This window comes from Bacillus sp. FSL M8-0025 (assembly GCF_037975475.1).
In the GTDB taxonomy this organism is placed as follows: Bacteria; Bacillota; Bacilli; order Bacillales; family Bacillaceae; genus Bacillus; species Bacillus subtilis.
On record NZ_CP150258.1, the window covers coordinates 3,196,764 to 3,221,586 of the forward strand.

The window sequence follows — 24,823 nt, forward strand, 5'->3', positions numbered from 1 at the left end:
AAAGGTGCGAAGCTTCACCTTTTCTTTGATTTATTCAGCTGACGCCCTCACCTGCTTTGCTGCCTTTTGAACGGCTTTCATCACCTGCTGCGGTGTCATGTCGCCGCCAAGCATTTGCTGGACGCCTGTTAGGTACGCATCTGCGACTTCAACATCGACATCCATATCAAACCATGGAACCATTGATTTGGCATCAACGATATGCTGAACGGCTTCACGCTGAATAGCTGTTGCATTTTCTTCAGTAGCCGTACCTTGCACTGCACTGTATTTCCCGACATCTTTCACGAGCTTTTCGCCCATTTTTTTCGACGTCAAGAACTGCAAAAATTCCATCGCTTCCTTCGGATGTTTTGTTCTTGAGGAAATCATGAATCCTTCCGGCGCTCCCGTTAACGCTTCTGAAGATCCTTTTTGCCCGCTGATTTCAGGAAATGGGAACATCCCGAGATTAACCGGTTCAACCAGCTTGATTTCCGCTGTTTCCGCATATATCATCGCCGACTTTCCGCTCTTAAATTGCTGTCTCACATATTCGTGGTCGACGGAGTTTACATGTTTATTAAAGTAAGGCATCAGCTCTTGAAGCTTTTCAAGTGCTTTTACGTAGCCTTCATCAGTAAATTCACCCGTTTTGGCGTTATAGTCCTTTTCCCGTGTTTTTTCATCGACCATCCGCTGATTAAGCGTGCCGATATAGTGCGAGATTGTCCAAGTCGCCTTTGTTCCGAAGCTGATCGGTGTGTAGCCATGTTCTTTCAGCTTTTTTGACACATCGATTAATTCATCCCACGTCTTCGGGGGATCAAGATTCAGCTTTTGGAAAATGTCTTTATTATAGAAGAATGATTTAGCGTCCATTTGCCACGGTACGCCATATTGCTTGTTTTCATAAGTAAATGGTGTAATTTGCGATTGAACGAGCTGTGATGACCAATCGGTGTCATTTTTGTAGTAGGACGAGAGATCAAGTGCTTTATTGCCTCTGATAAATTTAAAAGCAAACTCATCGCTCCAAGAGAAGTAAATGTCAGGAGGGCTGGTGGTTCCCAGCATGACCTTAATTTTATCTTTATAGGAGTCATTTAAAACGGCTTCAATTTGAATATCGATATCTGGGTGTTCTTTTTCAAATTCCTTAACAACCTCTTCAAAATAACTTTTTTCCGGCTCCTTCGGCCATCTGTGGAAAAATTTCAATGTCACCTTTCCGTCCGCTGAACTGCTTTGGCTCGAACAGCCTGCAATGGTGAACATACTGACAGCTGCAATGATCAAGAACAACAACATTTTCTTCAAAGGGTTGGCCTCCTCTGGACATTAGACTATAATGTTATATAACATTATAGTCTAATGCATAATGGTTCCTCATTTTCAGATCAATACTCAACTTTCCACATGTATCTTCTATGAGATAAAGGATGATTTCTCGCCTCTGCCAGCTCGTCTGCATAGCTTCTCAGCACACGATTGAGAACGAGCGGAGCAAGGTAGCCTTTAACTGAATCGTCAATTGCAGTGAAGTCGTAAGATGCAGCATCAAGCACAGTGAGCTTTTTGCCATACTTTTTCGAGAAGGTAAGCGCCCGCTCTTCAAGAGGTCTTGTTTCATCTAAACCGAGCAGGATGATAAACGGCACGGATTCATCAATAATTTCAAACGGTCCGTGAAAATATTCTCCGGCATGAATGGCGTGGGAATGAATCCATTGCATTTCCATGAGAATGCAGATGCTGTAGGAGTAAGCGACACCGTAGTTTGCACCGCTTGCCATGGTATAAATAATGCTTTCTTTTTCATGGGCTTTTGCAAATTGCTTGGCGTTGTCAGCTTCCTGCTTAAGGGCTTTTTCATATACAGCCTGCAATTGATCTAAGCCTTCAATTGCTTGTTGGAATTTCGTATTGTTTTCTAATACTTGCAGGGTTCCAAAAACGATTTGATACAAAACGCCATAGTTTGTATTGATCGCAAGCGCCTCATCACCCCAATCGTACTGGGCAACATATTGCGCTTCCTGCGCTAAAGGAGACTCCGGTTTAAACGTCATCGCAATCGTAAGTGCGCCCTTGCCCCTTGCAAACGCAGCAGCTTTGACTGTCTCCGGGGTATTTCCCGAATGCGAGCACAAAATAACAAGAGACTTTTCACCAAGCTGAACAGGGTTGCGCTGAATAAATTCGTTGGCGCTGTAGAGATCGGAGTTTATTGATTTTGACTCTCTGTCAAACACATACTTACTCGGATACATAATGGCAGAAGACCCTCCGCATGCGACAAAGAATACATGATCAATGGTTTTCCCTTTCAAATCCTGCAAGAAAGCTTGAACCTCACGATTTACTTTTGCTGTGGCCTGACTCAAATCCTTCACTCCTCGTTTTTATTATATAACGTTATATAACATTATATATTGTTATATTAAAGTCCGCGGGTAGGATTGTCAATATTATTTTCTGAAATTTCTCAATAATTTATTCGGATGACAGACAAAGGGTCTATATGCGAAAAAATGCCCAAATCAAAAGCCAGAACTTGACTTAAGCTCTGGCTTCGCTGTTCAATCCGCAGACTGACGTCTTATTTAAAAAATACCTTGTCTATATTGTACTTCGAGTGCTGTGTATTGATGATATATGTTTCGTAAATCTCTCTTTCCATTGGATCATCAACTACACATACCTCAATTTTATAAACTTCATCTCTGTGATGTTTGATCGGTGAAACAGTGTCTTCGAAATGCTTCTTAATTCTCTGTCTTAACTTTCTGGCTTTACCGACAAACAGCAGCTCGTCATGAATGTTGTAAAACATAAAAATGCCGCCTTTGTCCCTTGGGATCTGGTGAAAGTCGATGAATCCGTGAATCGGTTTTATCTTCGGCTCGTTATCATTAGCTGACTGCTGTCGTTCAGTGATGGTAACATTCGGTGCGGGTATATCAATTTTTATCAAAATCAGTTCACGTCCTCTTTTTCATTAAAGATAAATGCTAACACATACAGAAAAGAAAAGCTAGAACAGCTTTATTATATTTGTTTGTTATGCTCTTACTTATTATGCAAGTGCTTCGGCTGGATGATAAGGACTAAGGTCTAATTCTGTCTGCTTTCCAAGAACTAGCTTTGCGAGCTCTGCACCCAAGAACGGCCCCATCGTCAGTCCAGAAGCACCCAAACCGTTTGCAGCATATAAGCCTTGAACATTCGGCACGGCCCCTACGACCGGCAGAAATCCCGGTGTAAACGGCCTGAAGCCCACTCTTGTTTCAATGGCAGCGGCATCAGCAAGGCCCGGTGCAACGCCTAACGCTTTGCTCAATACTTCGTGCTGGCCTCCGGCTGTCACACGCAGATCATCAAGACCGGCATCGTTCTCGTGTGTGGCGCCGGCTACAATTCTGCCGTTATCAAACGAAAGAATGTACTGATCGTTCGGCGGCATCACAACCGGCCACGCCCCTGTATCCGTGTCCATCATTTCAAAATGCATAATCTGCGCTTTCTGAAAAGACACTTGAAAATGAATGCCAAGAGGCTTCATGATTTCATTGGCCCATGCCCCCGCCGCCACAATCACCGCGTCTGCCGCAAACTGCTTTGTATCTGTTCGCACGCCGGTGACTGTTCCGTTTTCAAAAAGCAGGGATGCATTTCCTTTGATGATCTCTGCGCCGCGTTTCTCCGCAGCGCTTAAAAGCGACCGGCACAGCGCTCTTCCATTCACGCGGGCGGCCCCGCTGATATGAACCGATTCATAGCCATCAGCCAAAATCGGAAACAGCTTTTTCGTCTCGCTCGCGGACAAGCGGGTAATCTCACCGATCTCCGGCGCATCCTCCCGCCTCTTATACGCCCGCTCCTCCATCTTATCGAGCTTCGCCGGATCAGTATGAATGCTGATAGCACCGACACGCTTGTATCCCGTATCTGTTTCTCCGTCCTCTTCCAATTGATGGATTAAATCCTTATAGTACCGGGCTCCCCCCTTAGCAAGCTGGTACCAATCCTGATTACGGCGCTGCGAGAGCCATGGACAGACGATCCCCGCCGCCGCATCAGTCGCTTGTCCCGGCTCTTTCCGATCAATGACAGTAACGCGAGCGCCTGATTTTGCGAGATGATAAGCCGTCGACGCGCCCAGAATCCCTGCGCCGACGATGATGTACGATTTCATATGCAAACACCTTTTCTATTATAATGTCTATTCATTTTACCAAATCAAATGCTTTCCTTCGACCTTTTGCCCTAATGTGGAAAAACCGCGAAGTTCGTCCAATCTCTTTACTCTCCTAACGAATATCCTGTCACTATCAATAGAGAAAGGATGATACCATGAGCGAAAATCGTCATGAAAATGAAGAAAACAGACGCGATGCGGCAGTCGCAAAAGTCCAAAACAGCGGTAATGCAAAAGTCGTGGTCAACGTGAATACAGATCAGGATCAGGCACAGGCGCAGTCACAAGACGGAGAAGACTAATGAACGAAAACATCATTCCTCTCAACAGACATACTCAAGAGATACCCACTACTGAATCTGTTATCAAAAACAGCGGCAACTCAGAGGTCCATATCGACATTCACATTGATACAATGCCAATTGCTTTTGCTATATTATGCTCTGCATTAGCCGCAAAGCAGATGACAAAAGAGGAATTCGATATGGCTTATACTCAATTGCGAGAGATGAACAGAGAAAATAACAGCAGATCATCTGTAAAGCAAATTATCAATCAGGAGACAGAAGAAGAGTAAAAAACCGCGGGCCCTGTGGCCAGCGGTTTTTCTTCTGCATACAAAAAGGACGCGACTGAATCGGTTACTTCTGTACAATTTGAATAAGGTTACCGCATGTATCGTCGAAGACAGCTATTGTGACTTCGCCCATTTTTGTCGGTTCCATCGTAAACGTCACGCCTTTTTCCTTTAATCGGTTGTACTCTTTTTGAATATCTGCAACGCCAAACATTGTGGCCGGGAGGCCTTCGGAGAATATCTTCTTTTGATACTCCTTGGCGGCAGGATGTTCATTCGGTTCGAGTAAAAGCTCGGTTCCGTCTTGATCATCTGGAGAAACAAGCGTTATCCACCTGAATTTCCCCATGGGAACGTCTTCCTTTTTTATAAACCCAAGTTTTTCTGTATAAAACTCCAGTGCCATGTCTTGATCTTGTACAAATATACTGGTAACAACGATTTTCATACTGTTTTTCCCTCCTTCGATATGAATGAAGCATGGTACTATGCTAACAATCTGGCTACAAGCAAAACAACCCACACATTTATCAGAGGCCCTGTTCTGATTTTATAAAATTATTCTATCCATCCTTTCAGCAAATTTTTAAGCGGTTCGTTGTTGAATATAAGTACTCGATATTTTCCCTTTCGTTTTGATGTTACGAGTCCTGCATCCTCCAGTACAGAAAGGTGTTTAGCTATCGCCTGTCGCGTAATAGAAAGGTCGTACTTTGTAATAAGACGTATCGTAAGTTCATACAACGTCAGCTCGTTGCGTTCAGATAATTCGTCTAATATAAGCCGCCGAGTCGAATCGCCGAGTGCTTTGAATATAGCGTCTTTGTTCCCATTCATATATTGAGTATAAGCAACCCATTAGTTGCATGTCAAGTATAAGCAACTGTATGGTTGCGTGATATAGAAACTGAACCTATCCGGCGCAGGTCTGAAATATTCTAATCGACTAGGACATAAAAACAACAACACAACAGCGGATACTTATTTTGATATCACTAAAAAATAAAAGAAGACGAACTTCAAAAGTTCGTCTTCTACAATCAAATTCGGCACGCCGGCCATTTTAAAATTAATAACTATCTCTAAACCCCTTGATAAACAAAGGGTTTTTCATCATTAACCGATTGACCCTTCCATTTCGAACTTAATCAAACGGTTCATTTCAACTGCGTATTCCATTGGAAGCTCTTTTGTGAATGGCTCGATGAAGCCCATTACGATCATTTCAGTTGCTTCTTCTTCAGAAATACCGCGGCTCATCAAGTAGAAGAGCTGCTCTTCAGATACTTTAGACACTTTCGCTTCGTGCTCCAATGAAATGTTATCATTTAAGATTTCATTGTAAGGAATTGTGTCTGAAGTTGATTTGTTATCCATAATGAGCGTATCGCACTCGATGTTAGAGCGGGCGCCTTCCGCTTTGCGTCCGAAGTGGACGATTCCGCGGTACGTTACTTTTCCGCCCTGTTTTGAAATCGATTTTGATACGATTGTAGATGATGTGTTTGGTGCAAGGTGAATCATTTTCGCACCTGCATCCTGATGCTGGCCTTTACCCGCAAGAGCGATAGAAAGCGTCATACCGCGCGCGCCTTCGCCTTTTAGGATACAAGCCGGATATTTCATTGTCAGCTTAGAACCGATGTTGCCGTCGATCCATTCCATTGTTGCGTTTTCTTCACAGACTGTACGCTTTGTTACAAGGTTGTAAACGTTGTTCGCCCAGTTTTGGATCGTTGTATAACGGCAGTAGCCGCCTTTTTTCACGATGATCTCAACGACCGCACTGTGAAGTGAGTTTGTTGTGTAAACAGGCGCAGTACAGCCTTCAACATAATGAACGCTTGCTTCTTCGTCAACAATGATCAGTGTACGTTCGAACTGACCCATGTTCTCAGAGTTGATACGGAAGTAAGCTTGTAGCGGTGTTTCAACCTTCACGCCTTTAGGCACGTAGATGAAAGAACCGCCGGACCAAACAGCTGAGTTAAGCGCCGCAAACTTGTTATCAGTCGGCGGGATTACTTTTGCCCAGTGCTCACGGAAAATATCTTCATTCTCTTTCAGCGCGCTGTCAGTGTCTTTAAAGACGATGCCTTGTGCTTCAAGATCTTCTTTCATGTTGTGGTATACAACCTCAGATTCGTACTGAGCAGAAACACCCGCAAGGTATTTTTGTTCAGCTTCAGGAATACCGAGCTTGTCGAATGTTTGTTTAATTTCTTCAGGAACTTCATCCCAAGAACGCTCTGAACGCTCAGACGGTTTTACGTAGTACGTAATTTCGTCAAAGTTCAGTGAGTTTAAATCTCCGCCCCATTGAGGCATCGGCATATTGTAGAAATGCTCAAGTGATTTCAAGCGGAAGTCAAGCATCCATTGAGGCTCTTCTTTCATGCGAGAAATTTCTTCTACGATTTCTTTTGTCAATCCGCGCTCTGAACGGAAAATGGAAACGTCCTTGTCGTGAAAACCATACTTGTATTCACCAATATCAGGCATTTTTTTAGCCATCCATTTTCACTCCAATCCTTTTAATTGCCGCCTTCTTCTTTCGCGACTCCTTTTTCAAGTGCTTTCCATGACAGGGTTGCACATTTGATACGGGCAGGGAATTTTGAAACGCCTTGAAGGGCTTCAATATCCCCGAGATCTATAGAATCATCATACTCTTTCCCTTGCATCATATCCGAGAAAATCTTAGACATGGAAAGGGCCGTTTCAATATCTTTCCCTTTAATCGCCTGAGTCATCATCGAAGCGGATGCCATTGAAATGGAACAGCCTTCCCCTTCAAACTTCGCATCTTCCACGATGTCTCCGTCAAGCTTCATTGTCAGTCTGATGCGGTCGCCGCATGTCGGATTGTTCATATCCACAACAATGCTGTCATTTAAAACCCCTTTATTTCGCGGGTTTTTGTAATGATCCATAATCACCTGTCTGTACAATGTATCTAAGTTTGCATTAAAAGACATTTGTAAAATACTCCTTTGTCTTTTGAAGAGCTTCCACAAGCTTATCAATCTCTTCCTCTGTATTATACAGATAAAAGCTTGCTCTTGCAGTAGCAGTTACATCCAGCCATTTCATCAGCGGCTGCGCACAATGGTGGCCGGCTCTGACTGCGATTCCCTCCGCATCAAGCACAGTCGCCACATCGTGCGGATGAACATCATCAAGGTTAAATGTGACAAGCCCGGCACGCTCTTCCGGCCCGTAAACCGTTACGCCGTCAAGCTGGCGGAAGCGTTCAAGCGCATAAGCTGCAAGCTTGTGCTCATGGCGGGAAATCTCATCAAGACCGATTTCTTCGAGAAAATCAATGGCGGCACCTAGACCGATTGCTCCTGCAATAATCGGCGTACCCGCTTCGAATTTCCACGGAAGCTCTTTCCAAGTTGATTCATAAAGCCCGACAAAGTCGATCATTTCACCGCCGAATTCGGCAGGCTCCATGTTTTCCAGCAGGGCTTTCTTTCCGTACAGCACACCAACACCGGTAGGTCCGCACATTTTATGGGAAGAAAGCGCAAAGAAGTCGCAATCGAGATCCTGCACGTCAATTTTCATGTGAGGCGTGCTTTGTGCTCCGTCCACCACAATGACAGCCCCATTATCATGAGCGATTTTCGCCATTTCTTTAATCGGGTTGACCGTGCCGAGGACATTAGATACATGAGACACCGCAACAATTTTTGTGTTGCTTGTGACCGTTTCTCTGACGTCTTCTAAAGAAATCGTTCCGTCTTCCTGCAGCGGAATATATTTTAATGTGGCGCCAGTTGCTTTTGCAGCCTGCTGCCACGGAATGATATTCGCATGATGCTCCATGTAGGTGATGACCACTTCATCACCAGGTTCCAGGTTGGCGCGCGCATAGCTTAACGCCACCATATTCAGTGATGTGGTCGTGCCTTTTGTGAAAATAATCTCAGCCATTGACTTCGCGTTAATAAACTTGCGGACTTTTTCACGCGCCCCTTCATAACCATCTGTCGCTCTGGTTCCAAGTGTATGGACGCCCCGGTGAACATTGGAATTGTATTGGTTATAATACTTATCCAGTGTTTCAATGACAGCACGCGGCTTCTGGGAAGTCGCCGCGCTGTCGAGATAAACGAGATCATGTCCGTTCACTTGCTGATGAAGGATCGGGAACTGTTCACGAATATCTGTGATATTCATTACTTCACTTTCCTTTCGATAACAGAAACTAATTGTTTCTTAACGCCTTCAATCGGAAGTTCATTTACTACCGGTGCAAGGAATCCGTAAATGACTAAGCGTTCTGCTTCTTCTTTCGGAATTCCGCGGCTCATCAGGTAGTAAAGCTGAATAGGGTCCACACGGCCGACAGATGCCGCATGTCCTGCAGTTACATCGTCTTCGTCAATTAAAAGAATAGGGTTTGCGTCTCCGCGTGCTTTTTCGCTGAGCATCAGCACGCGTGATTCTTGCTCCGCATTCGCTTTAGAAGCGCCATGTTCGATTTTGCCGATTCCGTTAAAGATAGAAGAAGCGGAATCCTTCATCACACCGTGCTTCAAGATATAGCCTTCAGAAGCTTTACCGAAATGGATGATTTGTGTTGTGAAGTTTTCTGTTTGCTCTCCTCTTCCGACAACAACCGTTTTCGTATCGCCGTATGTGCCGTCACCGTAAAGGTTTGTTGTGTTTTCGGAAATCGTGTCGCCATCGTTCATCAGGCCGAGAGCCCACTCGATTTTGCTGTCGCGTCCGCGCGCAGCACCGCGGCGGTTCACATAAGTTGTCACACCGCTTGACAGATTATCCACCGCACCGTATGTCACGCTGGCATTATCACCTGTGATGACCTCACTGATAATATTGAAGACAGCGTCTTTCGGGTTTACAGTGCTGATGTAGTTTTCTACATATGTTACAGAGCTGTGGTCTTCAGCCACAATCAGCACGTGGTTGAATAGAGCTGTATCATTGCTTTCGTGGACATAAACAGCCTGAACCGGCGTCTCCACCTGAACATTTTTCGGAACATAAAGGAATGCTCCTCCGTTAACAAGAGCCGCGTGAAGTGCAGTTAACTTATGTTCGTCAACCTTCACGCCGTCCTTCATAAAGTATTTCTCCACCAAGTCGCTGTGCTCGCGTGCAGCAGTCAGAATATCAGTGAAGATGACGCCTTTGTCTTTCAATTCTTGAGAAAGAGAAAGATGTGCCGGCGTCTGGTCACGCTGTACGTATAATGTTTTATCTTCGTTTTCAATGTCGATCAGCGCTTTTACTTCATCAGTCAAATCTTCTAATGAAGAAAGCGGTTCGTTATCCACTGTATGCTTCGCGAAATTCGTGAAGTTCCAGTTTGTGATTTTTGTTTTGTCAGGTTTCGGCATCGGCAGATCCTCAGCTTGTTCAAGAGCCTGTAAGCGCAGGTTCTTCAGCCAGGCAGGTTCTTGATGCTTTTCGGAAAAGCTTTTGAGATACTCCTGATCTACGGATAGTTTTGTACCTAGTGTCATATTAATCCCCCTAACGCTTACGCTTCTTGGCCAACAGTTTCGTCTTCAATGCCAAGTTCTTGTTTGATCCAGTCATAACCTTCTGCTTCAAGACGCTGTGCAAGCTCTGCACCGCCGGATTTTACAACGCGGCCTTGCATCATAACGTGAACAACATCCGGAGTGATGTAGTTTAACAGGCGCTGATAGTGAGTGATCATCAGGCAGCCGAAGTTTTCGCTGCGCATTTTGTTAATCCCTTTTGATACAACTTTCAAAGCGTCAATATCAAGACCTGAGTCAATTTCATCAAGGATGGCGATTTTCGGTTCAATCATCATTAATTGAAGGATTTCGTTGCGTTTTTTCTCCCCGCCTGAGAAGCCTTCGTTAAGATAGCGCTGAGCCATTTCAGGGTCCATTTCAAGGAACTCCATGTTTTCGTCCATTTTGCGGATGAATTTCATGAGAGAAATTTCATCGCCTTCTTCTCTGCGCGCGTTGATTGCTGAGCGAAGGAAGTCGGCATTTGTCACACCGCTGATTTCACTTGGGTACTGCATTGCAAGGAATAAGCCTGCCTGCGCACGCTCGTCCACTTCCATCTCCAGTACATCTTTGCCGTCAAGCGTGATGCTGCCTTTTGTTACTTCATATTTAGGATGCCCCATAATAGCAGCTGATAAAGTGGATTTACCAGTTCCGTTCGGGCCCATTACTGCGTGGAATTCTCCACCTTTTATTTCAAGGTTTACACCCTTTAAGATCTCTTTCCCTTCGATTTCAACGTGAAGATCTTTGATCGTTAATGTTGAAGCAGCCATATCTATACCTCCAAAAATATATAATCATTATTCTCATTTTATTCTCATTCTAATTTTATAACAAATGAAAAGTAAATACAACTTTTTATCGTGCCTTGCACATTCCTCAAGTTTAACAAAGATCAGCACTTTATTAAAGCGATTGAAAAAGAAAAAGAGTGGATTCCCACCCTTTTTTAAAAGATTGATTTTCTCAATAAGCTCCCGCAGAAATCCGCTTGCTTTTTTCATAATCAAGCTCTCTCTGCCGCTCTACTTTCATTCTTGTTTCCAGCCGGCGTCCATATTCCTCGTATCCAATTCCGTGTGACAGCTGCATCGCTTTTTCCATTTCTGACGTATAATCGAGGTTCAGTCTGTCCTGGCTGCTGCAAATAATGAATCAATCCCTTCATATATTTGCTTTTTATTGTACCAGTGCTGCGTTGGATGCCGCAAAAACGATTTGGCGTGAAATAGCGGCAGATGAGACGAAAGCATCCTTTCAGAACAAATGAGAATGGTTTTTCGGAATATTCCTTCTCTTAATGCGTGGTGTTTCCGAATTCCTCAATGCACTGTTGAACGACTGTCACGCCTTGGCTGAAAGCTGCGCCGCCTCCAAATGCCGCTGCCACACTGACGGCTTCGAGAATGTTTTCTTCTGACGCTCCCTGATCAAGACAGCCTTTTGTATGATAGATCATGCAATATTCGTCCTGAGCATTGATGGCAATTCCGAGGGCGATCAGCTGTTTTTCTCTTTCAGTCAGAGAATTCCCGGCAAAGCACTGTTCAGTAAATTCGTTAAATTTTCTTCCCATCAGCGGCATCTTTTGTTCAAATGTACCTAAACCATGTTTATATTGTTTTAACGCGTCCTGCATGCTTCCTCTGTCTTGATTCAAAGAAAATCCCTCCATCTGTTTAACATTCCTTTTTATTATGAACAGCTTTTATGAAAATACGCGAAAAAAACCCCGGAATTCTCATCCGGGGTTTCACCGTGTCAGCAAACCCTCGCATTCGTTGTCAGACCTGCGCGTTGGTGCTCACGAATTGCAACATTCGCTCCGCTCCAATGCTCGGCCTTCCTAGACTTCAAGGGTTTTCAATCACGCTGAAAAGATGACAAAGCCCTAAAACGAATATCGTTTTAGGGCTTTGTCAATAATTGAACCCCGGAATTCTCATCCGGGGTTTCAGTCTTATTCAGATACAGGAAGCACAGCTCCGTCGTATTTTTTCTCGATGAAGTCTTTGATCTTTTTAGAGTGAAGAACTTCCATCAGCGCTTTGATTTTTGCAGAATCTTCTTCGCCTTTTCTTACTGCGATGATGTTAGCGTATGGGTTGTTTTTCGTTGATTCTACTTCAATTGCGTCTTTTTTAGGATTTAATTTATTTTGGATCGCATAGTTTACATTGATGAAGACCGCGTCTCCTTCTTTGTTTTCATATGCTTTTGCCGTTAATTCAGGCGCTACTTTTTTGAATTCAAGGTTTTTCGGGTTTTTCTTAATGTCTTTCAATGTTGCGTCAACTGTTTCCACTTTAGAATCAAGAGTGATTAATCCAGCGTTTTCAAGCATTGCAAGCATACGGCCTTGTTCAGCAACGTTGTTTGTCAGAATGATTGTCGCACCGTCTGGAAGGTCTTTCAGTGATTTGTATGTTTTAGAGTAAATACCGAATGGCTCTAAGTGAACAGCGCCGGCATTCACAAGTTTGTAATCTGTGTTTTCTTTCATTTCTTGCTCAAGGTAAGGAATGTGCTGGAAGTAGTTCGCGTCCACTTCTTTATCAGCTAAAGCTTTATTGTACATTTTATAATCACTAAGAACTTTCACTTTCAGCGTATAGCCTTTTTCTTTCAGCAATGGTTCAGCTTCTTTTAAAATTTCCGCATGCGGTGTTTTCGTTGCCGCAACGACAATTTCTTTCTTGCCGGATTCAGCGCCGTTATTCGAACCGCAGGCAGCCATAACTCCTGCAAATACAAGCAGTAATGCACCCAAAAATAGCTTTTTCAATGTAAATCCTCCCTTATCGTTTGTCTATAATATTTGTTATTAGATCACCGATGATTTGAATAATAAACACGATGATTAAAATAAACACAGTAGCAACGAAGGTAACATCAGCGTTATTAGACTGATATCCTTCTACGTACGCAAGGTTTCCAAGGCCTCCTGAACCAATGGCTCCGGCAATTGCCGTTGAGCCGATCAAAGCGATGGCAGTAACCGTAATGCCAGAAATAAGAGCAGGCATTGATTCCGGAATCAGCACTTTGAAAATAATCGTAGACGTTTTCGCGCCCATTGATTTAGCGGCTTCAATCACACCTTTATCCACCTCACGCAGCGCGATTTCAACAAGGCGCGCGTAAAATGGTGCCGAGCCGATTACCAGCGCCGGCAATGCGGCGTTTGGCCCTAAGATCGTGCCGACTAAAAATTTCGTAAAACCTAATAGTAAAATAATTAAAATAAGGAACGGAATCGATCTGAATATGTTAACAACGGCCGCAATCACAGAGTTGACCGCTTTATTCTGCCAGAGGCTTCCTTTGCTCGTCAGAAAGAGCAGCAAGCCGAGGATGACCCCGATGACAAAAGCAAACAGTAAAGAAATCAGCGTCATATAAAGTGTTTCATATGTCGCGTTCCATAATTCAGTTAAATCAACGTTCGGGAAGTATTTTTCAAACATTCGTGATCACCTCTGCTTTAACCTGTTTGTCATTAATGAATCGGATCACGTTTTGCACTTCTTCCTCGTCCCCGTCAATGTGGATGAACAGTGAACCGTAAGCCCCATCCTTCGTCTGCGAAATTTTCCCTTGCAGAATATTGACGCTGACATTGAAGTTTCTGATCATCTCTGTAATCAGAGGCTGTTCAGCTGACTCACCGACAAATGTGAGCTGAACCATTTTTCCTGATGCTGTATCATCAAGAAGGTGCTGAAGCGTCTCTTTCGTTTCTTCCGGCTCTGTCACCTGCTGAACAAATCGTTTTGTCATTTGTTCCTTTGGATTTTTAAAGACATCGAGAACCTCGCCTTCTTCGACCACCTTGCCGTTTTCCATGACGGCGACTCTGTTGCAGATTTTGCGGATGACATGCATTTCGTGCGTAATCAGCACAATCGTCAAACCGAGTCTTTCATTAATATCGGACAATAGATCCAGAATTGAATCTGTCGTTTGCGGATCTAATGCTGATGTCGCTTCGTCACAAAGGAGAACCTTCGGATTGTTTGCAAGCGCTCTGGCAATTCCGACACGCTGCTTCTGACCGCCGCTCAGCTGAGACGGATAAGATTTTTCTTTTCCTTCTAAACCTACCAGTTTAATCAGTTCATTGGCGCGCTTGATCCGCTCGCTCTTTTTCACTCCGGCAATTTCCAAAGGAAACATGATATTATCTCTGACAGTCCGCGACCAAAGCAAATTGAAATGCTGGAAAATCATACTGATCTCATGGCGTGCTTTTCTTAAACCGCGTCCATTTACTTCATTAATCTTGGTTCCCGCCACTTCCACGGTTCCTGAGGTTGGTTTCTCAAGGCCGTTCAGCAGACGGATTAAGGAACTCTTACCAGCTCCGCTATATCCTATAATTCCAAAAATCTCACCTTTTTTAATGGAAAGCGAGACGTTTTGGACAGCATTGACATCTCCATGTTTCGACTTGTAAACTTTTGAAACATCCTGAAGATTGATCAAAGCAATCACCTGCCTTAACACTATTCTAAGAAATCTTCCGGTTTTTTCTGCAAAAGAAAAGCCTTTCTGCACACTTGAGCAGAAAGGCTTATATAAAATGCCTTTCTCTCATCTTTCAAAGCTGAACGCTTCGTGTGAATTGGCACCATTTCAACAGCGTTGATGGTTGCCGGGCTTCATAGGGCACTTCCCTCCACCTCTCTTGATAAGAGAAATATATAGTCTTTTTCGTCCGGAAATTCTTAATGTAGAATAGCACGGCGAATGATTAAATGTCAATAAAATAAATGATGTCAACTTTTACTATTATAATAATTTATTATTTTTTAATTTTTTAAAATCCTCTGAAAAAATCCATTTGTCAGCCAGAGAATGGCTTCCAGTTTTAACAGGGCCCTGAATGACCCCTTTACTTTGAGGCTTCCGCTCTGAATCAGGTGCTGAAGGGAAATGTCTCCGTGCAATAAATCAATAATTTCCGTTTGGTTTCCGTAAAAGGTCAGGTTGGACGTTTGGGGCGGAGAAACTTTTTTCATTTCTCCCTGTTCGTTTATTGAGACGGTTAAGGCTTCTGCTTCTCCTTGGAAGGTAATGAGCAATGTTGAGGCATTCAAAAGGGGTTTTAAAAACAGATGCTGATACTCATCTTCTAAAACTTCCGCTTTCTCCATATGTACAACCTCCTATTTGTTGGTCATACATACACATTTCTCTCTTTGTCGCAAGAACCCCTTTATAAAACGAACGACAATTTCATTGGATATGCTGAGAAATATGTCATAAATGGGATGCGGAAGATGATTTTTGTTTGATCAGCTCATATAAATAAGAAACGGAATGAAATGCATATCCTCTTTCGACCACCTTTCCGCCTTTAAACAGCAGAAAACAAGGGACGCTTTCAATTTGATACGCTTTTGCGAATGTCGGAGAGTAATTGACATTGTTTTGATAGAAGGCGACATCCGGCAGCATTTCTTTCACCACTGTCAGCATTTTGCTTGCAAGCTGGCAGGTGCCGCAAAACGGAGTATATAAATATAGAAGGTACACATCATCTTCAATGTGATCAAGTTCGTGTTCTTGGAGTTCTTTCATGCTATACACCTCGGGACTTTCTTTCAAGAAAAATAGTATGGACATTCAGATTCGCACGCAGCAATACAGAGGCGACATGGTGCCTGGGCGCAGCCGCTACTTCCTTATAGGCTCTGTCGATATGGAGATGGCAGGCTTCATTAAATTCACGCTTCAGCTGTTTTCTCAATTTCTCACCTGATTCATCAGCATCAACTAATATATAGACGTCTTTATCATAAAGCTCGTCAGCCAATTCCTCGAGCCTCAGCTGGCTGATTGTTCCGTTTGTGCAAATAATGCGCACCGGTTCATTCAGGACGCTTTCGATTTTCTCTTTATCTGATTTCCCCTCGACAATCATAACCTTTTCCAGCTCATCCATCTTCATCTTGTTCACCTGCCGCGTCAAATTTGAAACGTTCAGATTGTAAAAGAAGGCAGTGAAATTCACCGCCAACATTAACACCAGCCGTTTTCGTAGTCACAATCTACATATTTTGCGTCGTCTCCAGAGACCACATCAGCTGTCTTATAAAATTTCTCATTTTCAAAGGAATAACCGGACTTAAGCTCATATTCATTCATGCTTGTCATTTGGCCGATCATCTCATTATCATGATATAACGAGAGCCGGCCATTTTGAAAGCGGCCTGTCACGTCATTGGTGACATCGAGCTTTTGTTTGTCGAAAGCCATATTGGACACCTCCCATAACGTTAGCGTGTCCAATTGCTTTTACGGCTATCCTGTTTTAGTCTTCTTGTGTCATCTCTTCGTATTGCTCTGCTGTCATCAGTTTTTCAATTTCAGAAGCGTCAGATGGCTCAACGACGATCATCCATGCTTTTTCGTACGGAGATTCGTTGACGAATTCCGGACTGTCATCAAGATCTTCGTTTACTTCCACAACCGTTCCGTTAATCGGTGCATAAAGCTCAGATACCGTTTTAACGGATTCAACACTGCCGAATGGCTCGTCCGCTTTGATTTCAGCGCCCACTTCAGGAAGTTCGACAAACACGATGTCGCCTAGTTCGGACTGGGCAAAATGCGTAATTCCGATTCTGGCTTTTTCTCCTTCAACTTTTACCCACTCGTGTTCTCCTGAGTAACGCAAATCTTTTGGTATGCTCAATTGAATCCCTCCATTTTTTACAGCACTACAATAAGAAGATACCACACTTTTCAAAAAAAATTTACATTAAGCCCAGTTTTCTTCAAATTGGTCTTCTTTAAATCCGACAGTCACTTTTTCGCCGTCTGTTGTAAGCGGGCGTTTGATCAGCATACCATCTGAAGCCAGCAGCTCGAGCTGTTCGTCCTCTGACATGTGATACAGCTTTTCCTTGAGATTTAGCTCGCGGTATTTCATGCCGCTCGTGTTGAAAAATTTCTTGAGATCCAGCCCGCTTTTTTCATAAAGCGCTTTTAATTCTTCTTTGCTTGGCGGCTGCTCAGCAATATGTATTTCGTTTATTTCTTTCCCATGCTCTTCAAGCCACTTCTTTGCTTTGCGGCACGTTCCGCATTTAGGGTACCAGTAAAAAGTTAACGACATCTTCTTCCCCCTCAATAAAATAATCGAGGTTATTTTAACACAGTTTGTTTTAAAAACCTAAAACAGTGCTTCTTAAAAAAGAGCTCCGCGCATGCGGAGCTCATGGCCAATCAGACAATATATTTCTCAGCCTCAAAAATGCCTGCCGCCGCCTCGCGTTTTTTCTGAATCACGTTTTTAGGCGTTACGCGTGTCAGCTTGCGCAGAGCGGAAAGCATCATGCGGAGTGAATCTCCTTCTTCCATTGCGATAAGGGATTCCTTCGCATGCGCTTCAATTTCGTTAAAGGCCTCTTGAACGAAAATTTCTGTGTACAGCACCTTTTGCGCTGCTTTTTCAGCGCCTTGTGCGGCAATGGCCTTTTCCGTTCTGAGCACGGCTGATTCCATTGCGTATACATTGCTGACGATATCCGCTACGTTCACGAGAATTTCTTGCTCACGATCGATCGCTTTTCCGTATTTTTGCGCGGCTAGGCCGGCAGCAAACAACGCAATTTTTTTGGCTTGCTTGACGATATATTTTTCCTGCTCTAAGACGCCGCTTCCAGGCTCTTCAGGCATAAGCATCATGAGTTCTTCCTGCAGCGACTGCGCTTTTTCGAATAAAGGCAGCTCGCCTTTAAGCGCTTTTTTCAGGAAGGTGCTTGGCACGATTAACCGGTTGATTTCGTTTGTGCCTTCAAAAATCCGATTGATCCTTGAATCCCTATAGGCCCTTTCTACTTCGTACTCCTGCATAAAGCCGTAGCCTCCATGAATCTGCACGCCTTCATCAACGATATAATCAAGCGTTTCAGAGCCGAATACCTTATTCAGAGAGCATTCGATGGCGTATTCCGCAATCGATTTGGCGATTTGCCGGCCGTCCTTGAGATCTTCGGCCGTGAACTGGCTCATATTGTCTTCAAACAGCCCGACGGTTCTGTATACAGAGCTTTCCATCGCATACAGCCTTGAGGCCATTGTCCCGATTTTTTCCTGTGTTAATGAAAAACCAGCAATCGGCGTTTTAAATTGGCGGCGCTGATTTGCGTATGCCGCAGACAGCTCGATGACGCGTTTAGATGCGCCGATTGTGCCAACCGCCAGTTTGTAACGGCCGATGTTTAAAATATTAAAGGCGATGACATGCCCTTTGCCGATTTCTCCGAGCAGGTTTTCCTTTGGCACTTCAGCTTGATCCAGAATGAGAGTTCTTGTCGATGATCCCTTGATTCCCATTTTCTTTTCTTCCGGTCCCGTGGAGACACCCGGGAACTCTTTTTCTACAATAAAGGCTGAAAACTTGTCGCCGTCTACCTTGGCGTAAACCACAAATACATCGGCAAAAGCAGAGTTGGTAATCCACTGTTTTTCCCCTGTTAATACATAATGGGTTCCTGCTTCATTCAGCACAGCTGTTGTTTTTGCTCCAAGTGCATCAGACCCAGAGCCAGGCTCAGTCAGAGCATAAGCGGCGATCTTTTCGCCTGAAGCGAGTCCAGGCAAATATTTTTTCTTTTGTTCTTCTGATCCGAAAAAGACGATCGGCAAGGAACCGATACCGACATGCGCGCCATAAGAAAGAGAAAAGCTTCCCGCACGCGAAAATTTCTCAGTGATGAGTGCCGAGCTGATTTTATCTAGGCCGAGCCCGCCGTATTCTTCCGGCACATCGGCGCCAAGCAGCCCTAGTTCGCCCGCTTTCTTCAACAGTCTGACAGAATGCTCGAATTGATGGTTTTCGATATCATCTATATGAGGGAGAACATCTTGCTCGATGTAATCCTCTGTTGTTTTCGCAATCATTTTATGCTCGTCAGTGAAATCCTCCGGTGTATACATTTGATCGTATGTGACATCCTCGATTAAAAATCCGCCGCCTTTTTGTACGTCAGCCGCTTTTTTTGCCATTTGTTTTTCCCCCTTTAGCATAATTCAAATACACCGGCCGCTCCCATTCCGCCGCCGATACACATGGTCACGACTCCAAATTGCTCGTTTCTCCGTTTCATTTCATGGATGAGTGAGAGTGTAAGCTTTGTGCCCGTACAGCCAAGCGGGTGTCCAAGCGCGATTGCGCCCCCGTTGACATTCACTTTTTCTTCATCAATTCCCAATTCCCTGATTACTTGAATGGCCTGTGAGGCAAAAGCTTCATTCAGTTCAAACAAGCCGATGTCCTGCAGCTGAAGTCCGGCAAGCTTCAAAGCGCGCGGAATCGCTTCCACCGGTCCGATTCCCATGACTTCCGGCGGCACGCCGCCTACTGCAAAGGAGCGGAATTTCACAAGCGGCGCCAGGCCAAGAGCATCGGCTTTTTCCCGGTCCATCAGCATGACAGCCGCCGCTCCGTCACTTGTCTGTGAGGAATTGCCCGCAGTCACCGTCCCGTCAACGGAAAAGGCCGGGCGCAATGTCGATAATATGTCTGCAGTCGTTTGCGGGCGAACACCTTCATCCTGAGAAAACACAAACTGTTTTTCCATAGGCTTATGGTCTTCTCCGATTTCTGTCACCGTCACTTCTACGGGTACAATTTCATCTTTAAATTTTCCTTCTGCAAGGGCTTTAGCAGCGTTTTGGTGGCTGCGAACGGCAAACGCGTCTTGATCCTCACGGGAGACGCCGTATTTTTTCGCGACTTGCTCGGCTGTGTGGCCCATGCTCATATAATATTCCGGTGCCTTTTCTGCCAAAGCAAGGTTCGGACGGGTAACATGCCCCATCATCGGAACTTGCGACATGGATTCTGCTCCGCCGGCGATCGCTGTATCGTAGGCGCCCAGCATAATTTTTTCTGCTGCATATGCAATAGACTGAAGGCCTGAAGAGCAATAACGGTTAACTGTAATCGCCGGAACCGTGTACGGCAGGCCCGCGAGCGCACCGATATTTCTCGCCATATTAAGCCCCTGCTCCGCTTCAGGCGTTGCACAGCCAATAATCAAATCGTCAATATTGCCTTCGTAGCCGCCTGCCCGTTTCAGCGTCTCTTTTACACAAATCGCTCCCAAATCATCCGGGCGAACGGTGGCCAACGATCCTTTTTTTGCTTTTCCAACCGGTGTTCTTGCACCTGACACAATGACTGCCTCTTTCATAAGCTCCCTCCTAATTCCGTAAAGGTTTACCTTTCACAAGCATATGCTGCATTCTCGCTTGAGATTTTGCTTCTCCTGCCAAACTCAAAAACGCTTCTCTTTCGATCTCCAATAAATACTCTTCATCAACCTCTGTACCAAACGGCACTTTTCCGCCCGCAATGACATAAGCGAGTTTTTTCGCGATCTTGAAATCATGCTCAGATATATAGCCGGACAGCTTCATCTGCTCAGCGCCAAGCAAGAGTGCCGCATAACCGGTTTCTCCCGGCACCTTGACCTTTTCTTTTACAAGCGGCCGCCAGCCGGTATCGTATAAAGATGCCGCCAGCTGCTTCGCATCGTATAACAGGTGGTCTTGATTCACGCTGATCTGATCCGTTTCTTTTAAGATGTTCATCTCACGAGCCTCTTGAGCGGAAGCGGACACTTTCGCCATCGCAATCGTTTCAAATGTTTTCATTGCCGCATTCATCGGATCAAGGCCACGGCGTAGATGATTGATGTACAGCTCTTTGTTTCCCCCTCCGCCAGGGATGAGGCCGACACCTGATTCAACAAGGCCCATATAGGCTTCGCTTGCCGCTTGAATGCGCGCCGCCGGCAGGCATGCTTCCGTTCCTCCGCCGAGCGTCATGCCAAATGGCGCGGCGACGACCGGTTTCGCACTGTATTTGATCTTCATCATCGTCTCCTGAAAACGGCGGATCACAAAATCAACTTCCAAAAAGTTGTCATCTTGGACTTCCATTAAGATCATGGCGAGATTCGCGCCGACGCAGAAATTTTTCCCTTGATTGCCGATGACAAGGCCCTTGTAATTCCGCTCTGTTTCCTCTAATCCTTTGTTGATCATTTGAATGATATCGAGGCCGATCGCATTGCTTTTCGAATGAAATTCAAGAAGGGCGACATCATCTCCAAGGTCAATTAAGCTTGCTCCGCTGTTTTTCGCAATCACGCCTTTTGTTTCTTTAAGTGCTTGTAAATGAATTCGTTTTTTGTTTTCTTTCACGGCTCTGTATTCGCCGCGGTCATAATAAAATACCGTTCCGTTCTCTTTGATGTAGAAGGTTTCATTTCCTTTGTCCAGCATCTCTTTTATCAAGCCAGGCATATCTGCTCCAAGCTGCTCGAGCTTTTCCGCTGACTGCTTGAGGCCGATGGCGTCCCACATCTCAAAAGGTCCCAGTTCCCAGCCGAATCCCCACTTCATGGCTTGGTCAATCGCATGAATATCATCGGCAATCTCGCCAAGCAGCTCGGCTGAGTAAAGCAGGGTTTGAGATGTGATATTCCACAGCAATCGGCCGGCTCTGTCATCCGAATAAATAAGCGCTTTCATTTTGGCTTTTGTCCCTTTTGCCTGTTTTGCCGCTTCAAGTGCCGGTGTTTTCATTTTTGTCCGCTCGCCGTAAGTAAGCGTCACTGGGTCAAGCTCATAAATCGTTTTTCCTTCTTTTTTATAAAAGCCTTGGCCGGCCTTACTTCCGATCCACCCTTTTTCCAGCATATCGTTCATGAAGCTTGGAAGGCGAAACACTTCTTTTTCATCGCCATCAGCTTTGTCATACACATTTCGGGCAACGTGGGCGAATGTATCGAGACCGACCACATCAAGCGTTCTAAAGGTAGCGCTTTTCGGCCTGCCGATCAGCGGTCCTGTGATCGAATCAACCTCCCCGACCTGATAGCCGCCTTTCAGCATTTCTTGGACTGTCACGAGAAGCCCGTACGTCCCGATGCGGTTTGCGATAAAGTTCGGTGTGTCCTTTGCTGTAACAACACCTTTCCCGAGGACATTTTCTCCGAAAGCTGTCATAAACTTTAAAATATCAGGATCCGTTTCCTTAATCGGAATGATCTCCAGCAGCTTTAAATAGCGTGCGGGATTAAAAAAATGCGTTCCGAGAAAATGGGCTTTAAAATCATCCGACCGGCCTTCAGCCATTTCCTGCACTGATATGCCGGATGTGTTGCTTGAGACGATGCTTCCAGTCTTTCGATGTTCATCCACAAGAGCGAAAATTTTCTTTTTGACTTCAAGGTTTTCGACAACGACCTCAATAATCCAATCTGCTTCTTTCAGTTTTTCTGCATCATCCTCCAGATTGCCCGGTGTAATATAGGAGGTATTTTTCGCTGATGTGAGGGGAGCGGGCTTTTGTTTCAGCAGTTTTTTCATCGCCTGCCGGCTCAGCCTGCTGCGCACCTCCGGACTGTCCTTCGTCAGCCCTTTTTTTTCCTCTTCCTTTGTCAAATCGTTCGGCACAATATCTAGCAGCAGGACAGGAATTCCGATGTTAGCCAAATGCGCCGCTATCCCGGAACCCATTACCCCCGATCCTAAAACGGCTGCCTTCCGAATGTGTTTGTGCATGAGATATCCCCCTTGAACATTGAATGAATAGTCATTCATTTTTTGGCTAAAAAAAATGAAACCCGTTTCTTCTTTCATCTTAAAAGATTTCCGGTTCGACTTCAATAGCTAATTTGTTATTTTTTTGTATGAAGCCTATAAAAGTCGGGCAACTTAAGCCCGGAGGTGAAGGGAATGGTACGAGAGAAAAAAAATCCGTCTTCAGCGGCAGTCAGCGCGGCGAGCGTAAAGGGAGATGCCGGTCCGACTCAGCATTACGGCGGCGGAAAACGGACAAGTCAAAATCAGCAGTATAAAAAACATAACATGGAACAATCATAATGCAGCTGCTTCCCGCGGCTGCTTTCACTTTTTCAAAATTCCTTTTAACACAAACGCTGCATTGGCAGGCCGTTCGGCAATTCTTCTCATAAAGTAGCTGAACCAGTCCGTTCCATATGGGACATACACACGCATTCTGTAGCCTTCCTTGGCGAGTTCCTTCTGACGCTCCGGCCTGATGCCGTATAGCATTTGAAACTCAAATTGCGATGCGGGGATTTGATGTTCGGCGACGAGCTGTTTCGTAAATGCAATGATGTCATCGTCATGTGTGGCGACAGCCGTGTAGTTCCCGCTTAACAACTGCAGCTTTATTAAGCTCTGAAAATGAAGGTCCGTGCCTCTTTTGTCGGGAAACGCTACAGCCGCAGATTCTTTATAAGCGCCTTTTACAAGTCTGAGATTCGGCTTTAAGTCCCGCATCTTTCTGATATCTTCTGCCGCCCGGTACAAATACGCCTGAATGACCGTGCCGAGCTTCTCAAATTCCTGTTTGCATTGCCTGTAAATAGAAAGTGTCTGTTCATAATGAGAATAGTCTTCCATATCAATGGTCACAGCAACATCATATTGCTTCGCAACGGAAAGAATGGCGCGCAAATGAGTAAGAGCAAGTTCTTCTGAAAGATCGAGCCCGATTGAGGTCAGCTTAAGTGAAAGCTCTGAATTCAATTGATGTTCGGCAATGGCTTGAATGGCTTTCTTGCATTCCTCTGCGACTTGGTTTGCTTCTTTTTCCGAAGCTGCATACTCGCCTAAATAATCAATTGTTGCACACAAACCGGATCTGTTTAGCCTTTTGACGGTCTTAACCGCCGATTCAATCGTATTCCCTGCGACAAACCTTCGTGCTCCAAGCCGCGTTCCGTATGCTTTTGCGAACTTGGTAAGTGTTTTATTTTGAGATAAGAATAAAAACACATGTCTCAACATCCGACTCCCTCCCGCCGTCATCTTCAAAACACCTGTATATAACTCCCAGTCTGAAGGAAACTATAAAATGAACAGAAACCAAAGGAGGATCACAATGGATAATCAGCAGCAATCTCAAATGCCGCCTTCCGTTATTTCGACAAAGGATCATTTGTATCTCAATGACATGCTGAACTGGAATTTGCTCGCGATGAAAAAAGCGCATTTCATGGCGCAGCAGTGCCAGGATCAAACGTTAAAGCAAGAACTCGACCGCGTCGGACACATGCATCATGATCACTATCAAAGAATATTAAAGCACCTGCAGCCAGGCCAGCAGCAGTCCGGCTACATCCAATAAGGAGGCGCCAGAATGAATCAGCAAAATCAAAAAATCAGCAACCCGCAGACACCTGTACCGACAACATCGGAAATGAATGACAGAGATTTCGTCAACGAATTGCTGACAACCGAAAAATACATGACAACAGCTTATTGCACTGCCTTGCACGAATTCAGCCACGAGTCTCTTTATCAGGATATTCAATCCATTTTTGATGAGTCACAAAAAGCGCAAAGAAAACTATATGATCTCATGTTCCAATATGGATGGTATTCTGTTGAAGCGGAGGATTCACAAAAGCTGCAGCAGTCCTATCAAAAATTCCAGCAGACCATTCAGCAGCAGTCTCCTTATCAGCAATAACAACATTA

General features: G+C 44.7%; 31 protein-coding genes and 1 riboswitch. Of the genes, 5 read left to right on the forward strand and 26 right to left on the reverse strand.

The features are described 5' to 3' along the window. Window positions 1-30: 30 nt before the first annotated feature. The 4 genes from MKX38_RS16590 to MKX38_RS16605 form a co-directional block, all read right to left on the reverse strand. Entirely contained in the window at window positions 31-1,299 is a 1,269-nt protein-coding gene (locus MKX38_RS16590; RefSeq protein ID WP_024572490.1) for an ABC transporter substrate-binding protein, read from the reverse strand. An 80-nt stretch (window positions 1,300-1,379) separates the two neighbouring features. Further along, the gene (gene frlB / locus MKX38_RS16595) at window positions 1,380-2,366 is read right to left on the reverse strand and encodes a fructosamine deglycase FrlB (protein WP_015251278.1); all 987 of its coding nucleotides are present in this window, start codon (window positions 2,364-2,366) and stop codon (window positions 1,380-1,382) included. Window positions 2,367-2,581: 215 nt separating this feature from the next. After that, the gene (locus MKX38_RS16600) at window positions 2,582-2,956 is read right to left on the reverse strand and encodes a nucleotide excision repair endonuclease (protein WP_003228617.1); all 375 of its coding nucleotides are present in this window, start codon (window positions 2,954-2,956) and stop codon (window positions 2,582-2,584) included. Between the two features lie 102 nt (window positions 2,957-3,058). Then, the gene (locus MKX38_RS16605; protein ID WP_088326905.1) at window positions 3,059-4,177 is read right to left on the reverse strand and encodes an FAD-binding oxidoreductase; all 1,119 of its coding nucleotides are present in this window, start codon (window positions 4,175-4,177) and stop codon (window positions 3,059-3,061) included. A 158-nt stretch (window positions 4,178-4,335) separates the two neighbouring features. Between MKX38_RS16605 and sspG the strand changes: the two genes are divergently transcribed. Further along, window positions 4,336-4,482, forward strand: a complete 147-nt coding sequence (gene sspG / locus MKX38_RS16610; RefSeq protein ID WP_015384584.1) for an acid-soluble spore protein SspG — start codon at window positions 4,336-4,338, stop codon at window positions 4,480-4,482. Then, window positions 4,482-4,757 carry a hypothetical protein gene (locus MKX38_RS16615; protein WP_003243521.1) on the forward strand — a complete coding sequence of 92 codons (276 nt, stop codon included), beginning with the start codon at window positions 4,482-4,484 and terminating at the stop codon, window positions 4,755-4,757. Before sspG ends, MKX38_RS16615 begins: the two co-directional genes overlap by 1 nt. Before the next feature lie 64 nt (window positions 4,758-4,821). Here MKX38_RS16615 and glxB read toward each other — a convergent pair whose 3' ends face one another. The 21 genes from glxB to MKX38_RS16720 form a co-directional block, all read right to left on the reverse strand. Next, window positions 4,822-5,205, reverse strand: a complete 384-nt coding sequence (glxB, locus tag MKX38_RS16620) for a methylglyoxalase (RefSeq protein ID WP_029318442.1) — start codon at window positions 5,203-5,205, stop codon at window positions 4,822-4,824. A 110-nt stretch (window positions 5,206-5,315) separates the two neighbouring features. Beyond that, the gene (locus MKX38_RS16625; protein WP_009968126.1) at window positions 5,316-5,594 is read right to left on the reverse strand and encodes a metalloregulator ArsR/SmtB family transcription factor; all 279 of its coding nucleotides are present in this window, start codon (window positions 5,592-5,594) and stop codon (window positions 5,316-5,318) included. A gap of 279 nt (window positions 5,595-5,873) precedes the next feature. Then, complete coding sequence (gene sufB, locus MKX38_RS16630; RefSeq protein WP_003228608.1) at window positions 5,874-7,271, reverse strand: Fe-S cluster assembly protein SufB; 1,398 nt, start codon at window positions 7,269-7,271, stop codon at window positions 5,874-5,876. A 20-nt stretch (window positions 7,272-7,291) separates the two neighbouring features. Continuing rightward, window positions 7,292-7,735 carry a Fe-S cluster assembly sulfur transfer protein SufU gene (gene sufU / locus MKX38_RS16635; RefSeq protein ID WP_003222809.1) on the reverse strand — a complete coding sequence of 148 codons (444 nt, stop codon included), beginning with the start codon at window positions 7,733-7,735 and terminating at the stop codon, window positions 7,292-7,294. Further along, the gene (gene sufS, locus MKX38_RS16640; RefSeq protein WP_339187761.1) at window positions 7,725-8,945 is read right to left on the reverse strand and encodes a cysteine desulfurase SufS; all 1,221 of its coding nucleotides are present in this window, start codon (window positions 8,943-8,945) and stop codon (window positions 7,725-7,727) included. The genes sufU and sufS overlap by 11 nt, the downstream gene beginning before the upstream one ends. Next, the gene (gene sufD, locus MKX38_RS16645) at window positions 8,945-10,258 is read right to left on the reverse strand and encodes a Fe-S cluster assembly protein SufD (RefSeq protein ID WP_003228602.1); all 1,314 of its coding nucleotides are present in this window, start codon (window positions 10,256-10,258) and stop codon (window positions 8,945-8,947) included. The genes sufS and sufD overlap by 1 nt, the downstream gene beginning before the upstream one ends. A gap of 17 nt (window positions 10,259-10,275) precedes the next feature. After that, window positions 10,276-11,061 (reverse strand): Fe-S cluster assembly ATPase SufC, encoded by a 786-nt coding sequence (gene sufC / locus MKX38_RS16650; protein WP_003151872.1) that lies wholly within the window; start codon window positions 11,059-11,061, stop codon window positions 10,276-10,278. A gap of 193 nt (window positions 11,062-11,254) precedes the next feature. Next, a complete protein-coding gene (locus MKX38_RS16655; protein WP_003228600.1) occupies window positions 11,255-11,392 on the reverse strand; it encodes a hypothetical protein in 138 nt (45 codons plus the stop codon). A gap of 193 nt (window positions 11,393-11,585) precedes the next feature. Beyond that, window positions 11,586-11,963 (reverse strand): carboxymuconolactone decarboxylase family protein, encoded by a 378-nt coding sequence (locus tag MKX38_RS16660; protein WP_003228596.1) that lies wholly within the window; start codon window positions 11,961-11,963, stop codon window positions 11,586-11,588. Between the two features lie 285 nt (window positions 11,964-12,248). Beyond that, on the reverse strand, window positions 12,249-13,073 hold the full coding sequence (metQ, locus tag MKX38_RS16665) for a methionine ABC transporter substrate-binding lipoprotein MetQ (protein ID WP_003228595.1): 825 nt from the start codon (window positions 13,071-13,073) through the stop codon (window positions 12,249-12,251). A gap of 13 nt (window positions 13,074-13,086) precedes the next feature. After that, entirely contained in the window at window positions 13,087-13,755 is a 669-nt protein-coding gene (gene metP, locus MKX38_RS16670) for a methionine ABC transporter permease MetP (protein WP_003228593.1), read from the reverse strand. Further along, window positions 13,748-14,773, reverse strand: coding sequence for a methionine ABC transporter ATP-binding protein MetN (gene metN / locus MKX38_RS16675; protein WP_003242531.1), 1,026 nt, complete (start codon window positions 14,771-14,773; stop codon window positions 13,748-13,750). The genes metP and metN overlap by 8 nt, the downstream gene beginning before the upstream one ends. A gap of 105 nt (window positions 14,774-14,878) precedes the next feature. After that, window positions 14,879-14,985: riboswitch (SAM riboswitch) on the reverse strand. A 114-nt stretch (window positions 14,986-15,099) separates the two neighbouring features. Further along, entirely contained in the window at window positions 15,100-15,444 is a 345-nt protein-coding gene (locus MKX38_RS16680; RefSeq protein WP_003228587.1) for an SCP2 sterol-binding domain-containing protein, read from the reverse strand. A 106-nt stretch (window positions 15,445-15,550) separates the two neighbouring features. Beyond that, window positions 15,551-15,871 (reverse strand): thioredoxin family protein, encoded by a 321-nt coding sequence (locus MKX38_RS16685; RefSeq protein WP_014480792.1) that lies wholly within the window; start codon window positions 15,869-15,871, stop codon window positions 15,551-15,553. A gap of 1 nt (window position 15,872) precedes the next feature. Further along, complete coding sequence (locus MKX38_RS16690; RefSeq protein WP_015483668.1) at window positions 15,873-16,235, reverse strand: toprim domain-containing protein; 363 nt, start codon at window positions 16,233-16,235, stop codon at window positions 15,873-15,875. Window positions 16,236-16,312: 77 nt separating this feature from the next. Further along, window positions 16,313-16,549: a YusG family protein gene (locus MKX38_RS16695; RefSeq protein WP_003228581.1), complete on the reverse strand. Its 237-nt coding sequence runs from the start codon at window positions 16,547-16,549 to the stop codon at window positions 16,313-16,315. Between the two features lie 55 nt (window positions 16,550-16,604). Beyond that, window positions 16,605-16,988, reverse strand: coding sequence for a glycine cleavage system protein GcvH (gcvH, locus tag MKX38_RS16700; RefSeq protein ID WP_003222781.1), 384 nt, complete (start codon window positions 16,986-16,988; stop codon window positions 16,605-16,607). A gap of 66 nt (window positions 16,989-17,054) precedes the next feature. Further along, entirely contained in the window at window positions 17,055-17,411 is a 357-nt protein-coding gene (locus MKX38_RS16705; protein ID WP_003222779.1) for an arsenate reductase family protein, read from the reverse strand. 110 nt (window positions 17,412-17,521) lie between these two features. After that, complete coding sequence (fadE, locus tag MKX38_RS16710; protein ID WP_015714672.1) at window positions 17,522-19,306, reverse strand: acyl-CoA dehydrogenase FadE; 1,785 nt, start codon at window positions 19,304-19,306, stop codon at window positions 17,522-17,524. 14 nt (window positions 19,307-19,320) lie between these two features. Further along, window positions 19,321-20,496, reverse strand: coding sequence for an acetyl-CoA C-acyltransferase (locus MKX38_RS16715; protein ID WP_003228574.1), 1,176 nt, complete (start codon window positions 20,494-20,496; stop codon window positions 19,321-19,323). 10 nt (window positions 20,497-20,506) lie between these two features. Then, entirely contained in the window at window positions 20,507-22,876 is a 2,370-nt protein-coding gene (locus tag MKX38_RS16720; RefSeq protein ID WP_339187764.1) for a 3-hydroxyacyl-CoA dehydrogenase NAD-binding domain-containing protein, read from the reverse strand. 174 nt (window positions 22,877-23,050) lie between these two features. On the opposite strand from MKX38_RS16720, the gene MKX38_RS16725 reads away from it, so the two are divergent. Continuing rightward, a complete protein-coding gene (locus MKX38_RS16725) occupies window positions 23,051-23,197 on the forward strand; it encodes a YuzL family protein (RefSeq protein ID WP_003240817.1) in 147 nt (48 codons plus the stop codon). Window positions 23,198-23,221: 24 nt separating this feature from the next. Here MKX38_RS16725 and MKX38_RS16730 read toward each other — a convergent pair whose 3' ends face one another. After that, complete coding sequence (locus MKX38_RS16730; RefSeq protein ID WP_212060790.1) at window positions 23,222-24,130, reverse strand: proline dehydrogenase; 909 nt, start codon at window positions 24,128-24,130, stop codon at window positions 23,222-23,224. 94 nt (window positions 24,131-24,224) lie between these two features. On the opposite strand from MKX38_RS16730, the gene MKX38_RS16735 reads away from it, so the two are divergent. Together MKX38_RS16735 and MKX38_RS16740 are read left to right on the forward strand one after the other, a co-directional pair. Beyond that, window positions 24,225-24,470 (forward strand): hypothetical protein, encoded by a 246-nt coding sequence (locus MKX38_RS16735; RefSeq protein WP_003228567.1) that lies wholly within the window; start codon window positions 24,225-24,227, stop codon window positions 24,468-24,470. 12 nt (window positions 24,471-24,482) lie between these two features. Next, window positions 24,483-24,815, forward strand: coding sequence for a spore coat protein (locus MKX38_RS16740; RefSeq protein ID WP_003228564.1), 333 nt, complete (start codon window positions 24,483-24,485; stop codon window positions 24,813-24,815). Window positions 24,816-24,823: the final 8 nt, after the last annotated feature.